At 48.5% G+C, this 14550-nt stretch carries 13 protein-coding genes and 2 tRNA genes; 10 read left to right on the top strand and 5 right to left on the bottom strand.

All coding sequences use genetic code 11. The annotated features are described in order from the left end of the window. Positions 1–56 precede the first annotated feature (56 nt). From ACZ45B_RS00400 to ACZ45B_RS00375, 6 genes are all read left to right on the top strand, one after another. On the top strand, positions 57–2648 hold the full coding sequence (locus ACZ45B_RS00400; protein ID WP_029681742.1) for a M1 family metallopeptidase: 2592 nt from the start codon (positions 57–59) through the stop codon (positions 2646–2648). Between the two features lie 197 nt (positions 2649–2845). Beyond that, the gene (locus tag ACZ45B_RS00395) at positions 2846–3919 is read left to right on the top strand and encodes a Gfo/Idh/MocA family protein (RefSeq protein ID WP_024545483.1); all 1074 of its coding nucleotides are present in this window, start codon (positions 2846–2848) and stop codon (positions 3917–3919) included. Between the two features lie 102 nt (positions 3920–4021). Further along, on the top strand, positions 4022–4159 hold the full coding sequence (locus tag ACZ45B_RS00390; protein WP_024545484.1) for a hypothetical protein: 138 nt from the start codon (positions 4022–4024) through the stop codon (positions 4157–4159). A 131-nt stretch (positions 4160–4290) separates the two neighbouring features. Further along, positions 4291–5316: a hemolysin family protein gene (locus ACZ45B_RS00385; protein WP_315862128.1), complete on the top strand. Its 1026-nt coding sequence runs from the start codon at positions 4291–4293 to the stop codon at positions 5314–5316. Positions 5317–5411: 95 nt separating this feature from the next. Beyond that, positions 5412–5496: transfer RNA gene (locus tag ACZ45B_RS00380), tRNA-Tyr, on the top strand. Between the two features lie 6 nt (positions 5497–5502). After that, positions 5503–5574, top strand: a tRNA-Thr gene (locus ACZ45B_RS00375). A gap of 408 nt (positions 5575–5982) precedes the next feature. Here the strand turns inward: ACZ45B_RS00375 and ACZ45B_RS00370 are convergent. Further along, complete coding sequence (locus tag ACZ45B_RS00370) at positions 5983–6972, bottom strand: phosphotransferase (RefSeq protein ID WP_024545486.1); 990 nt, start codon at positions 6970–6972, stop codon at positions 5983–5985. 251 nt (positions 6973–7223) lie between these two features. Between ACZ45B_RS00370 and ACZ45B_RS00365 the strand changes: the two genes are divergently transcribed. The 3 genes from ACZ45B_RS00365 (at position 7224) to ACZ45B_RS00355 (ending at position 8969) form a co-directional block, all read left to right on the top strand. Next, a complete protein-coding gene (locus ACZ45B_RS00365) occupies positions 7224–7436 on the top strand; it encodes a high light inducible protein (RefSeq protein WP_024545487.1) in 213 nt (70 codons plus the stop codon). Positions 7437–7587: 151 nt separating this feature from the next. Continuing rightward, entirely contained in the window at positions 7588–8163 is a 576-nt protein-coding gene (gene rdgB / locus ACZ45B_RS00360) for an RdgB/HAM1 family non-canonical purine NTP pyrophosphatase (protein ID WP_024545488.1), read from the top strand. A 2-nt stretch (positions 8164–8165) separates the two neighbouring features. Then, entirely contained in the window at positions 8166–8969 is an 804-nt protein-coding gene (locus tag ACZ45B_RS00355) for a M48 family metallopeptidase (protein WP_024545489.1), read from the top strand. Between the two features lie 417 nt (positions 8970–9386). Here the strand turns inward: ACZ45B_RS00355 and argS are convergent, their stop codons facing one another. From argS to ACZ45B_RS00340, 3 genes are read right to left on the bottom strand one after another with little or no spacing between them, the layout of a single operon-like run. Beyond that, positions 9387–11144 (bottom strand): arginine--tRNA ligase, encoded by a 1758-nt coding sequence (argS, locus tag ACZ45B_RS00350; protein WP_024545490.1) that lies wholly within the window; start codon positions 11142–11144, stop codon positions 9387–9389. Positions 11145–11194: 50 nt separating this feature from the next. Then, the gene (locus ACZ45B_RS00345) at positions 11195–11908 is read right to left on the bottom strand and encodes a phospholipase D family protein (protein WP_024545491.1); all 714 of its coding nucleotides are present in this window, start codon (positions 11906–11908) and stop codon (positions 11195–11197) included. A 9-nt stretch (positions 11909–11917) separates the two neighbouring features. Continuing rightward, complete coding sequence (locus ACZ45B_RS00340) at positions 11918–12301, bottom strand: DUF4346 domain-containing protein (RefSeq protein WP_024545492.1); 384 nt, start codon at positions 12299–12301, stop codon at positions 11918–11920. 212 nt (positions 12302–12513) lie between these two features. On the opposite strand from ACZ45B_RS00340, the gene ACZ45B_RS00335 reads away from it, so the two are divergent. Beyond that, positions 12514–12978: a DUF4870 domain-containing protein gene (locus tag ACZ45B_RS00335; protein WP_029681744.1), complete on the top strand. Its 465-nt coding sequence runs from the start codon at positions 12514–12516 to the stop codon at positions 12976–12978. A gap of 58 nt (positions 12979–13036) precedes the next feature. Here the strand turns inward: ACZ45B_RS00335 and ACZ45B_RS00330 are convergent, their stop codons facing one another. Continuing rightward, complete coding sequence (locus tag ACZ45B_RS00330) at positions 13037–14512, bottom strand: leucyl aminopeptidase (protein WP_024545494.1); 1476 nt, start codon at positions 14510–14512, stop codon at positions 13037–13039. Positions 14513–14550 lie beyond the last annotated feature (38 nt).

The raw sequence follows: 14550 nt of genomic DNA, 5'->3' as shown, positions 1-14550 counted from the left end.
TTATGATTTGAAGCGAGGGAATTTTTGGGGTGGCGATCGCCCAAGATTATAGAAATATGCCGAGTAAACTGTCTGGAATTAATTTTGAATATTTTGTCGATACCGAAGCGACCCGCTCCTTTGAGTTACCCGGCGCGAAACCCCACTACAACCCAGACCGGCCGGGGCAGGTGGAACATATTTTTCTGGATTTAGACCTCGATCTGACGGGGCGATCGCTCTCCGGCATCTGCACAATTACCCTAGCGCCAGTGCGTTCTGGGGTGACTTCCCTAACCCTTGATGCGGTGGATATGACCATCGAATCGGTGTGCATCGGCAGCGTGAGTCAGCCCTTTGATTACAACGGCGAAACCCTTAATATCCGCTTACTCCAGCCCACCACCACAGAAAAAATTGATTTGGCGATCGCCTACCATTTAACGGAACCGCAGCGGGGCATTTATTTTATCCAACCGGATGACCATTACCCGGAAAAGCCTGTCCAGGTGTGGACCCAGGGGGAAGATGAAGATTCCCGCTTTTGGTTTCCCTGTTTCGACTATCCCGGCCAGCTTGCGACTTCTGAACTCAAAATTCGCGTGGCTAATCCCTATCGCGCCATCTCCAACGGGGAACTGATCGCCACCACCGCCCAGGGGGACAAAACTGAATATCACTGGTCTCAAAAGGAAATTCATCCTTCCTATTTAATTACCTTGGCGGTGGGTGATTTCGCCGAAACAAAAACTGAATGGCAAGGCATCCCCGTCCTCTACTACGTGGAAAAAGGGCGCGAAGCCGATGGCGATCGCAGCATGGGTAAAACGCCCCAAATGATCGATTTTCTCAGTCAAACCTATGGCTACAAATATCCCTTTCCAAAGTATGCCCAGGTTTGTGTCGATGACTTTATCTTCGGCGGCATGGAAAACACCTCCACCACGCTCTTAACGGATCGCTGTCTGTTGGATGAGCGGGCCAGCCTCGATGATCAGCGCACCGAAACCTTGGTCTTACATGAGCTAGCCCACCAATGGTTTGGGGATCTGGTGGTGATTAAGCATTGGAGCCACGCTTGGATCAAAGAAGGGATGGCCACCTATGCGGAGGTACTCTGGACGGAACATGAGTATGGCAAGGAAGAAGCGGCCTATTACCTCCTTGAACAGATGCGTAACTATCTCGACGAAGATAGCAGCCGTTACCGTCGTCCAATCGTCACCCATGTCTACCGCGCCCCCATCGAACTGTACGATCGCCACCTGTATGAAAAGGGAGCCTGTGTCTATCACATGATCCGCACAATACTAGGGGACGAACTGTTTTATAAAGCGATTCAAAATTTTGTCCAAAAGCACGCCCACCAGACCGTCGAAACCATTGATCTACTGCGGGCGATCGAAGCGTCCACTGGGTTTAACCTGGCGCCCTTGTTTGATCAATATGTCTTCCGGGGTGGTCATCCTGATTTTGAAGTCGCCTACAGTTGGGACGGAGAAAGTGGTTTAGCCAAACTGACGGTCAAACAAACCCAAGGGAAAAAAGACGAAAAAACCCTTTTTGATCTAAAAATTCCCGTTGCCTTCAGTTACATCGATGGTGATGCCGTTAGCCAAAAAACCTTTACCTTCCGCCTGAACGACCCAGAACATACTTTTTATCTGCCCCTCGACCGCAAGCCAGATTTTGTCAGCTTCGATGTCGGCAACCATTGGACAAAAACGGTGAAATTGTCCTACCCGATGGCGGAACTGAAAAATCAACTCACCCATGATCCTGACCCCATTTCCCGAATTCAAGCGGCTGAGGCGATCGCCAAAGAAGGCAACCTCGAAGCGGTCAAGACGTTGCAGGCCGCTTTCACCGCAGAATCTTTTTGGGGGGTGCGGGTAGAAATCGCCAAAGCCCTTGGCACCATTCAGCTCAACCAAGCAGAAACGGCCCTGCTGGTCGGCTTGCAGGATGCCCATCCCCGCGTGCGCCGCGCCACCATCAACAGCCTCGGCAAATTTAAAACCGCAACCAGCTATGAAGCCGTAAAAACTTGTTTGCTTAAGGGTGATGCCAGCTACTACACTGAGGCCGCCGCCGCCCGGACTTTAGGGGCGATGGTCACCGTTGGTTTAACGGAAAAAGCCGAGGAAAGCCGTGATGTGCTGAAACAGATTCTCGAAACCCGTGCCGGCTGGAATGAGGTCGTCCGCGCTGGTGCCATTGGGGGTTTAGCGGCGATGAAAACCTCTGCTGAAGCGGTGGATCTGATCTTGCCCTATACAGAATTGGGGGTACCCCAACCGCTGCGCCTCGCCGCTATTCGTGCCCTAGGCACAGTCGCCAGTGGCCAAACCAACGACAAATTAGAAGTAATCCTCAACCGTTTAGAGGCGATCGCCCGAGAAACATTTTTCCTCACCCAGGTGGCGATCGTCGCTGCCCTCGGCCAGATCGAGAATCCCAAGGCCGTTAGTTTACTCCAAAACCTTGCCAGCCAAGCCCCCGACAAGCGGGTCCGCCAACGGGCCGAAGAAACGGTGACCAGTCTCCAGAAAAAACTCAGCACCGATAAGGCAATTCAGGGATTGCGGGAAGACCTCGACAAGCTCAAAGAAGAAAATAAACAACTCCAGAGCCGCCTGGCTAAACTTGAAGCCCAAGGGCAGGGGTGAACTTTCGCCCACAAATCTCGTCCATAAGGAAATGTCTAAGGAAAGAGGCGATCGCCTCTTTCCTTAGCCGTCGATCTTCTTATTAATTCTTTAGACTCTAGACATCCGTGCTACCATCGGTAGTCAAAAAGGTGGCGAGGTTAAAAAGTATTCCTCAACATCTATGGTGGAGGAGTTCAAGGAGTTTCCTAAATCTTATGGCCCAATTACAGTCCAGTCTATCCTCAAATACGCCTCTCAAAATCGGTGTGATTGGTGTTGGGAACATGGGACAGCACCACACCCGTGTCCTCAGCCTCCTCAAAGACATTGAACTGATTGGCGTGGCAGATCTCAATGTTGAGCGGGGTCTCGACCTGGCCAGCAAGTATCGCATTCGTTATTTCGAAGACTACCGGGATTTACTCCCCCGTGTTGATGCCGTTTGTGTCGCTGTTCCTACAAAGCTCCACTACCAAGTTGGCTTAGAGTGTATGGCCGCTGGCAAACATGTGATGATCGAAAAACCGATCGCCGCCAGTATCACCGAGGCCGAAGCCCTTGTTAACGCCGCCGCTGAACACAATGTCATCCTCCAAGTGGGTCACATCGAAAGGTTTAATCCCGCTTTCCAAGAACTGAGTAAGGTTCTGAAAACCGAAAAACTTTTGGCGATCGAAGCCCACCGAATGAGTCCCTATTCTGACCGGGCCAATGATGTTTCAGTGGTGCTGGATTTGATGATCCACGATATTGATTTACTCCTAGAAATGGCCGGCTCCCCTGTGGTGCAGTTGACCGCGACGGGCTCGAAAAAAGATGACTCCAGCCACCTCGATTACGTCACTGCCACTCTCAACTTTGCCAATGGCATTGTTGCTACCCTGACCGCGAGCAAAGTCACCCACCGCAAAATCCGTACCATCGCCGCCCACTGCCAAAATTCCCTCACTGAAGCGGACTTTCTCAATAACGAAATCGAGATCCACCGCCAAACTACTGCTAACTACACCACTGATTACGGCCAAGTTCTCTACCGTCAGGATGGCCTGATTGAACAGGTCTACACGAGCAATATTGAGCCACTCCATGCGGAACTAGAGCATTTCGTTCAATGTGTCCGGGGCGGCGAACAACCCTCCGTCGGCGGTGAGCAGGCTCTCAAGGCCCTACGTCTGGCCAGTTTAATCGAACAGAGTGCCCTCGACGGTAAGGTTTGGAAGGACGCCGATCGCCATTACCAATATCTCAACAAGCCTAAAACTCCGGTCGCGCCATTCCCAATGGCTTGATCTGGATTTTTTGAGAAATTTAGCGCGTCGATGAGGGCGGTTTTCGCTAACCTAATAGATACATCCTTGACTTCTAGCGGATCAGGAGCCGCTGTATTGACTATGTCTGACCTTAACCGTGGCATCATGAAGTTTGATGGTGCAGATAAACCCATTGTTGTGGCCGTCTCTGCCATTTTAGTCCTAGGGGCGATCGCCGGCCTCGTGATCTGGGGTCTGAGTACCGCCTATTCGTTCTAAACTAATTCGGTCACCTCTATTTTTCTCAAAAACACACTTTGAATTTTCTGTCTGCGATCGCCGCCGCTGAAACGAGTAAACCGGGTCCCCTGCTGGGAGAAATCTGGCTTGACCTCATGATTCTAGTGGTCATGATTGGCCTATCGGCCTTCTTTTCCGGATCCGAAACCGCAATCACCGCCTTTGATAACCTCAAACTCGAAGGACTGATCAAGCGCCAAGGAGATCCAAAAGGCATTTTTCGGCTAGTCCTGAAAAATCGGTCACGCTTTATCACGACCCTACTCCTTGGCAATAACCTTGTTAACAATTTCTCCGCCATCTTAACGAGTAACCTATTCGCCATTTGGCTCGGTAACTCAGGCATTGGTATTGCGACGGCGGTCGTCACTATTGTCGTGCTGATTTTTGGTGAAATCACGCCAAAATCCTTGGCTATTTTAAATTTACGCCCAGTATTTACCTTTGTGGTTCCGCCCATCTACTGGCTATCTCGTCTTTTCTCTTCCCTGGGCGTTATTTACATTTTTGAGACCATTACTGAAAAGACAATCCGCATTTTTGGGGGCCGTCAAGACAAGAACGCACCCACTAGTGAAACCCTGACAGAACTACAACTGATGATCGAAATCCTGGGTGGGAAAGGTAAACTCGACCTCCAGCGTCGTCGCATCCTTGGTAATGCCCTCCTCCTAGATGAATTAATGGTCAAAGACGTGGTAAAACCGCGCATCGACATGCAGACGATCGCCCATGATGCTGCCCTACAAGAGCTGGTCAACCTCTGCCTTGAGACAGGCTATACCCGCATCCCTGTCCAGGAACAATCGAAAGACCACATCATTGGTATCGTTAATCTCAAACAAGCCCTAAAAGGCCTCCATGACCCGGATATGGCCCAAGCTGCCTCTCCCCCCATTGTTCGGTCTGTGATGGATACCCCCGTCTACATTCCTGAAACCAAACGGGTGGCTGACCTCCTCAAGGAAATGTTGCAGCAACGTCTTCATATTGCGATCGTTGTCGATGAATATGGCGGTACTGTTGGCCTCGTTACCCTAGAAGATCTGCTCGAAGAACTAGTCGGTGAAATCTATGACGAAAGTGATTCTGCCCCCCGGGAATCGCACCTGCCTGGCCGTTTATTTCCCAGCTAAAGACGAAATATAGTCGCCTCCCTCGCAAAAAATGTCTAGGGGCTTGCAATATCTTTTTTTTGTGCTAGGATTGGTAACTGTGAAAAGAAAAACGTGGGTCGATGCCCGAGTGGTTAATGGGGGCGGACTGTAAATCCGCTGACTACGTCTACGCTGGTTCGAATCCAGCTCGGCCCACCACTCACTGCCCATATGGCTCAGGGGTAGAGCACTCCCTTGGTAAGGGAGAGGTCACGAGTTCAAATCTCGTTATGGGCTTCTAGAAAAGAATTAAAGCAAACTGATTTAATTGCCTGCCACAAAAGCAGAAGCAGGGCAGTTAGTTTACAGTATATACATTTGTTCCTCTAATCTAATAGTCTAATCCATGTCTGAAGTAACCAGTGCAACTGTCAAAGTTAGCCTTAGTTCAGCTCAGATCGCCATTTTGTGACTCCTCTGTGACCGTTTTCTAACTATCTATGACTGAGATAAAAAAAAACCAAGTCGTATCATCCCAGGATTCAACAACCTCGCCAGAAAAAATCCTCTGTCCCCATTGCAAACGAACCGCAACAAACGGCATTAAGTGCAAAGGGATTTGCGTTGCGGATAGCGATTACTAAAGGTATTTGATGGGGGCGATCGCCTTTTATTTTTGCAACAAACAAATGGGGCAAGTAACGCCTAAAACAACTGCCAATCTCGGGAAGATAGCGCCTTGAGCCGTTCAATGCGTTTGGTGAGGTAGTGGCGATCGAGTTGGCTGTTGCTAAAAATTTGGATGCTCGTCAGACTAATGCGCCATGACCAGATATAAGCCAGTTGGGTGAGGGCTTGGAGGGCAGTTTGCTCTTGGGGCAGAAAGGCGGTTTGGGACTCATAACCCGCGACAAATGCTTCCCGGACTTTTCGCCGCATACCCGTGGTGAGGGCGCCTTGGAAAAATTTCCCAATTTCAAAGGCACGCCAGCCATAGCCGCATTGATCGAAGTCAAATAAAGTCAGTTCATAATCTTCGGTAAAGTGGACATTGCCGCAGTGGGCATCTCCCCAACAGACTGACCAGAGGGGTTTTTCCCTGGGCAACTGTGCTAAGGTTTCGCGAATTTTTTGGGCAGTGTCTTTCATAAATCCCCAGTCATGGGGGCGATCGCCAAAAAACGGAAAAATCACGGCTAAGGATTCGTCAAGAAGATAATTCAAATCGAGGGGTTTGCGGGGATGATCGCAGGCAAATTCTTGGCCAACCTGGTGAATCTGGGCCACCACTTCCCCCAAGCGGCGGCTTTGGGTTTCATTCCAACCCCCCAGGGCGATTTCTCCTGGCGCAAAGGGAAAGAGGGCCGCATAGCGATCGCCTTCAGGGGCATTGATTTTAACAGCTAACTTTCCCGCCTCCGTACTCAGAGGGGCGGCGACTGGTAGACCCTTCGCCTTGAGGAAACTCAGAAATTCCAGCTCAAAGAAAATATCCGTTGCTGATCGCCAGTGGTGGTGGGATACCCGCAATACAAACGAGTCTTGGCCCGCTTGGACAAGGTAGATGTCACTGAGACCGCGATTCCAGAGTTCACACTCGACATTGCCCCGCAGGCCGTATTTCGGAAGTACCTGCTTGGCAAGGGCAAAGGCTGACAGGGTGGAATAGATGACAGGGAAATTTGAGCAGACCATAGACCGCAGCCCCTGAGGTGCAAGAAAACCAAGATCCAACCTAAAAAGATATGGGGCAAAAATCTGTAGCCCACCACACCATCTGCGGCGATCGCGCCAAAAAATCAATCATGATAATCACAAAGGCAAAACAAACTATCCCCGTATTTTTTGTCAACCTCGAAAAATAAATTGTTGCAAATTGTTACAAAAGTTGTTAATATACATTCATGACGAAAAGCAACATCTCATTCCCCTCCGACACAAGAACTATGGCTAAGAAATACCAAGGCAACATCGTTGACGACCAAGGGAAACTCAACACCTTCGCCGTTGAGCCCACCGTCTATATCCAAGAAAATCCCCGAGTCGGCTTCACCGAATATGCAGAGAAGTTCAACGGCCGTGCTGCAATGATCGGCTTTGCTTCTCTCCTCCTCCTCGAACTCTTCACCGGCCATGGTGTCGTTGGGATCTTCCAATAGAATCCAAATTTTTCCAATTTTTGCAAACAACACCTCAACAGCATAAGTTTGATGAAGGCGACCAAGGGTCGTCTTTTTTTGTGGAAATTTTCATAAAATAGAAGCCGTTGCACCGTTGCAGCAATTCATCCTTTTCAAAAATTTTTCTATTATGTCTGTGCTTGTTGTCGCCACTGGGAACCCTGGGAAACTCCAAGAAATGCAAAGCTATCTCCAGGATCTGCCCTGGGAGTTGCGGCTCAAGCCCCCGGAATTAGATATCGAAGAAACGGGGACAACTTTTTTGGAAAATGCCGCTCTCAAAGCATCCCAGGTGGCCAAGGCACTGAATGAATGGGCGATCGCCGATGATTCTGGTCTGGCGGTGGACGCGCTGCATGGGGCGCCGGGGCTTTATTCTGCCCGCTATGGTACTACAGACCAAGAGCGCATTGAACGACTGTTGACTGAACTCGGTGACAACCCCAATCGCCAGGCGACATTTATCTGCGCCGTGACGATCGCCAAACCCGATGGCAGTATTGCTGCCCAAGTCCAAGGAGAATGCCCCGGAGAAATCATCACCACACTGCAGGGCAGTGGCGGTTTCGGTTATGACCCCATTTTCTATGTGCCAGAATATCAACAGACCTTCGCCGAAATGTCGGCGGCTGTTAAACATATCGCCAGTCACCGCGGGCGCGCCTTTGCCCAATTGCAACCCTACCTCAATGCCCTTTTTAATTAGCCATGGTTGATCCCAACGCCACAGGCGATCGCAATGCCGAAGCTTCCCCTTGGGAGCTCCTCACCCTTACCGGGATGTTTTTTTGTGCGATCGCCTTACTTCTTTGGCTGCTCAACTTCAGTGTGACCTGGCTAATTGTGCAGATGCCCGTTCGCTGGGAACAACAGCTGGGGCAAGCCCTCGTCAAAATCTACGAACCCCAAGCTCCCCCGTCACCCCAGCAGGACGAATTAAATGCCCTCCTTGATCGCCTAGAAGCAAACATCACCGCAGGCACTAAGGAAAAACGCGATTATCGGCTCCTCTATATCCCAGAAGCAACCGTCAACGCCGCTGCACTGCCTGGTGATACCGTGATTGTCTATCAGGGCCTTCTGGAGCAAATGGAATCAGAAAATGAATTGATGATGGTGCTCAGCCACGAAATTGGCCATTTCGCAAACCGCGATCATCTCCGCAATATTGGTCGTACCCTGGTAATTCGCACCGTTATTTCGACAATTTTTGGTGACGCCAGTTGGTTAGGCGACCTCGCTCAAATCGCCAGTGCCGCACGTTTTTCTCAATCCCAAGAAAAACAAGCCGATGAATATGGTCTAAATTTACTGTATAAAACCTATGGCCAAGCGGCAGGGGCCACCGATTTTTTTGCCAGGATGAGTCAGAATCTTGGGGCAAATTGGGACTTTCTCACCAGTCACCCTGCCCCCGCCAAACGGGTAGAACACCTTAAAGTCTTAATTCAAGAAAAGGGATACGAAGTTGGAGAATATACGCCCTTGTCTGAGACTTTGACTCTCCCTTAATGGGATTAAAAAGCAAGTTTGTTTAGTCCTTAAAATGCGAAAGCCTACTCAGGTGAGTAGGCCGACAATTCAGATTTAATTAACAATAAAAAGTTACCAAACGACAAAATAAGGTTAACAACGAGCCCAACAAGCGCTTCTCACAAACAGTACCTAACAGGCGGTGATTATAGCCCAATTACCCGATGCCGTTAGGGGGAATAATCGAGTCTATCGTCAACTTGAAAAGTCGAGAAGGACTTTTGGGTGAGACTGAACTGAGATAGGTACAGGGGCTCAATCTCTCCGTCCGAATAAAAGCTTTCTTAGAACTTTTATTTTGTACCCTGCCTATAAGTTATCAGAGATATAGGTTGAGATAATCAGTCCTTTATATCTCTTAATGTTTACTTATTCCCCTAACTAATTGCCTAGGCATTACATCCGATCAAGGACTTCGATGCCCAAGAGGGAGAGGCCAAGCTTGAGGGTCCGGGCTGTAGTGTCGGCCAGGATTAGGCGAGAAATACGGCGATCGCCCTCGGCCTTGAGGATGGGGCAAGCTTCATAAAACTGGTTGAATTTTCGGCTGAGATCATAGAGATATTCACAGAGGCGGTTCGGCATCAAATCCTGTTCCACACTGATTAACACTTCACTCAGTTGCAGGAGATGCTTCACGAGGGTCAGTTCTGGGGCGTCTTCAAGAATAATGCTGGTGTCGGTCGGCAGACGACTCAAATCAATACCCCCCTGACGACTAACCCCCTGGACCCTGACATAGGCGTAGAGCATGTAAGGCGCCGTGTTCCCCTGGAGGGCGAGCATTTTATCAAAGCTAAAAATGTAATTGCTCGTGCGATTTTGGCTGAGGTCGGCATATTTCACGGCACCGATGCCTACCACTTGGGAGACTTTTTCGATGAACTCCGGGGATTCTTGGCGTTCATCTTCAGCGAGACGTTTTTCTAAGTCGGCACGGGAGCGACTGACTGCTTCATCGAGGAGATCTTTGAGTTTAATCGTATCGCCCGCACGGGTTTTAAGCTTTTTGCCATCTTCGCCCTGCACCAAACCGAAGGGCACATGGATGACTTCCACATCATCGGGGATAAAGCCAGCCCGCTCTGCTACCTGGAATACCTGGGCAAAATGTCCTGCCTGGCCGGAATCGGTCACATAGATGAGCCGTTGGGCGCGATCTTCCTTAATTCGGTAGCGAATGGCGGCTAAATCAGTTGTGGCATAGTTAAACCCGCCATCAGATTTTTGGACAATTAGGGGGAGGCGATCGCCATCTTTATTTTTAAAGCCTTCGAGGAAAACACATTGAGCCCCAGCGTCTTTTTCTAATAAACCGACTTCATCTAGGGCAGTGATAACATCCCCCAGGTAGGGATTGTAAAAAGATTCGCCCCGTTCTGTGAGTCGAATGTTTAATGTGTCATAAATTTTCTGAAATTCTCGGCGGGACTGTTCACAGAGTAATTGCCAGGCCTGATGACTTTCTGCATCTCCCGATTGCAATTTGACGACCTGTTGCCGGGATGCTTCTTTAAAGGTTTCATCTTCATCAAAACGTATTTTTGCTTTTTTGTAGAAAGCAACCAAATCACCAATATCGAGGGCATCTGCTTTCGTCAACGCATCGGGATAGACTTCTTTTAAATAGGTAATTAACATCCCAAATTGTGTCCCCCAATCACCCACATGGTTGAGACGCAAAACGTCCTGGCCACAAAATTCTAAAATGCGAGCAATAGAATCGCCAATAATAGTTGAGCGCAGGTGACCTACGTGCATTTCTTTCGCAATGTTCGGACTAGAAAAGTCAACAATGACTTTTTGGGGATTCACAACAGGATCGATACCGAGGCGATCGCTTGTTTGTACTTCCTTAAGAAGTCCGGCCAGATAACTAGGTTTGAGGGTGAAATTAATAAACCCTGGCCCCGCAGTAGAAGGTGTTTCGCACAGGTCAGAAATTTCAAGGACATCGATAATATTTTGGGCAATCTCCCGGGGATTTTTTTGCAGAATTTTTGTGAGAGATAAAGCCACATTAGACTGGTAATCACCAAATTTTGGGTTGCTCGCGAGAACAACCAGGGGATCTGTTTCTTTTAAAGTTTCTCCGAAAGCTTTTACCAGCGCTTGGGAAACAGCAGACCGTAATTGAAAAAGAATAGGCTTCATAGGGAATAAAAAATAAATTCTAAATGGATGAATAAGTAGCTTACAAAGTCTTATTTTTTGTTTTCAATAAAACACTTCTTGCAAATGGGCTTGGCGAGAGATGTTTGTTTTTCTAAGCCACACTGGTGGCAATATTTTTCTGGATGTTTTCGATTTTTGAATTTCGCCCATTCGACATAACATTTAGAGCATAAAGGGCGATGTACGTTCAAGGAAATATCACCATGACAACGGATGCAAAAAGCTTTTGCTTCTAAAATACTACCGCTATTAAAATCTGGCTTTACTTCGACTTCTCTAGGGGGGATTGTCGTTGCTAGAGGCTGACCCGTTGAGTCACAGCGTTGTGATGCTGCAATAATCGACTTGGCTTCTTGATAGGCATTAATATATAGTTCTTTATCCTCTTGTCTGTTGATTAGTATGCCCATCTCCCGATTATTTTTCTCTGAAAATTCATACATATTCATTGATGTAATAATCATCTCTTTTGCATTGAAATAGCACTTGGCATGGAGATTGGGAGAATAGAAAATGTCAAGGCTTTTGAAATTATTTAAAACTTCAACTTCCACCGGCCGTAGTTTGTTTTGGCGATAAACAATAATGATTTTTATTCCTTGACGATCTGCGTCCTGGAGTCTTTCTAGTAGCGTTCTGGAAAGGAATAAATAGGGAGTAAGAAAGACAACTGTCTTTTTTGCGCCAATAATGATTTGTTCAATGTGGTGAGATGTTCCAGAGGTCGTTAGAAATTTAGCCATGATTTTTAGTTAGTCTTGAATATATTCTTCTCCAGACAAAAGGGCTATTTCTGCTTTCATAAATTCACGACCTAAATATAAAGCGTGGTCAAATTTACTTAGAGGACAGGGATTGGCTTCTTCGGTAATTTTAATGCCTAATTCTTTGGCAGTTTGACCGGTGTAAAGTGTGGTATGGGTACGTTCTAGGCTGCCTTTACAGGCTAAAACTTCACCAGTTTCTGGGTCTGTGGCGAGTCCTTGATCGTTAATTGTATTGGTGTAATGCTTCGCGCAAATCAAACCCTGGTCTCGGTCAAGATAGATAATGAAATAACCCTTGGGATCTAGTTCGATGAAGCGACTGGATAATTCATGATCGAGTTTAGCCCGTTCTTCAGTGTTAACAGTCATGGGAGATAGGGATGGTTAGGGAATGGCGTTTGGCACAGTTTTTAAGTATAGCTTATGGGGTTTACTCCCCAAAATTCACATCTGCCTAGGGTGTTTGGCCTGCTCATGGAAATTTGGGACAATTTTTCCTTTCTCTAATAATAATGTCGGGTTTTTTCCGGTCTTCCCAAGGCTGCTATATAGTTGGGGTGAACCCTATCGAAATTTCAGTTATGGACGCAGAACAGGAAAAAAATTGGGCGATCGCCTGCCATCTGTCGAGCTTGGCCTGGATTCTCTTGGCCTTCGTTGGGATTGGTGCCATTCCGTTTGTGAATGTCATTGCACCAGGGATCATCTGGTATCTCAAGAAAGAGGAATCAGAGCTAATCGACGCCCATGGGAAGGAATCCCTTAACTTTCAGATTTCGATGACGATCTATGGCCTGGTGGCGGGGATTGTTCTCGGTATTTTGATGATCGTCGGGGTTGTTTTAATGGTTTTGTTGGGCATTGGTGGCGGCAATAATCCATTTGCGGCCCTGATTGCTATTTTGACTGGTATTGGTTTTTTTGCTTTTATTGCGTTGATTGTGGCGATCGCCATTTTCCAGATTGCTGTGGTTATCCTCGCCGCAACCAAAGTACAGGAAGGGCAAATGTATCGCTATCCCTTTAATCTGAGGCTTCTGAAGTAAATTCCCAAGCTCTAAAGAAGAAACCCCCTAGGGATTTGACTAGGGGGATTTTTTTTTCTTAGCTGAGAACCCAGTGAACAAGGGTTCTGACCGGGAAGCCTGTGCCGCCTTTACCATAGATATCGGCTTCTTTTTCTGACCAGGCGGGGCCAGCGATGTCGAGGTGTGCCCAAGGGGTTTTTTCGATAAATTGTTTTAGGAACAGGGCCGCTGTGATCGAACCCCCTTCCCGGGGGCCTGTATTTTTCATATCAGCAATGGGGGATTTTAAGCCTTCAAAGTATTTTTCTTCGAGGGGCATCCGCCAGAATTTTTCCCCAGCTTTTTCGGAAGCGGCTGTGATCGCCTGGGCAAGATCCTCATCGTCGCTCCAGAGGCCGCAGATATCATCCCCAAGGGCAATGACACAAGCGCCGGTCAGGGTGGCAATATCGACGATTGCCTCAACATCTAATTTTTCGGCATAAACAAGAGCATCGGCGAGGGTGAGACGGCCTTCGGCATCGGTATTGTTCACTTCAATGGTTTTACCGTTGGAGGCGGTGAGAATGTCCCCAGGGCGCATCCCCCGGCCACTGATCATATTTTCGGTGACGGCACTAATAAAATGCACTTCCACATCGGGCTTAAGTTCGGCGATCGCCTTTGCTGCCCCAAAGGTTGCTGCGGCCCCCCCCATGTCCATTTTCATCATCGCGATACTAGGGCCAGAGGGCTTGATGTTATAACCGCCGGAGTCAAAGGTTAAACCCTTACCAACGATCGCCACTTTTTTGCGGGGTGTGCCTGGGGGTTTGTAAACCAAGTGGATAAATTTTGGTGGCAGATCTGAAGCGGCCGCAACCCCAAGGAAGGAACCCATCCCAGCGGCTTCACATTCAGCTTCTCCGAGGATATTTAATTCGAGACCGTAGGTGCTGGAGAGATTTTCGACGGAGGCGGCGAGGGTTACAGGATTGATAATGTTGGCTGGTGCATTTACCAACTCCCGGGCATAAATCACCCCTTCACAGAGGCTTGTCCCCAAGGCGATCGCCTCTGGTTGTTCACCGATCCCAAGGATTTCAATGGCTTCTAAAGTGGGAGGATCTTTCTGTTCCGATTTAAAGCGGTTATCCTCATGGAACGCCAAATACATCCCTTCTGTGACCATCTGGGCTGTGGTTGCTTCGCTTTCGGCAATGGGCAATTGGAGCGCCAAATTCACAATGGTTTTATCCCCTTTGACTGCCCTGGCGATCGCTGCGGCTGTACTGCGTAGGGTTGCACTGTTCCACTTTTCACCGTTACCGAGACCCACCAAAATCACTTTTTTGATCGGCGCGCCAGAACCAACACGGGTTACCGACAGTTCCCCAGATTTTCCTTTGAAGTCTGTCTCTGTGATCACCTCAGTAATCACCCCAGAAAGCCGCTCATCTAGTGCTGCTAGGGATTCTGGCACTGTGATTACCGCTTCTTGCTCAAAAAAACCGAGGGCGATCGCCTCACCAGACCAGGCTGCCGCCGCTTGAGCACTACCACGAATTTCCATACACAAAACCTTTTGATTAGAGACTGTCCTTTAGTGTG

This window comes from Picosynechococcus sp. NKBG15041c (assembly GCF_055380235.1).
The sequence above is the reverse complement of the archived record's forward strand: the minus strand, read 5'-3'. Positions and strand labels throughout refer to the sequence as shown.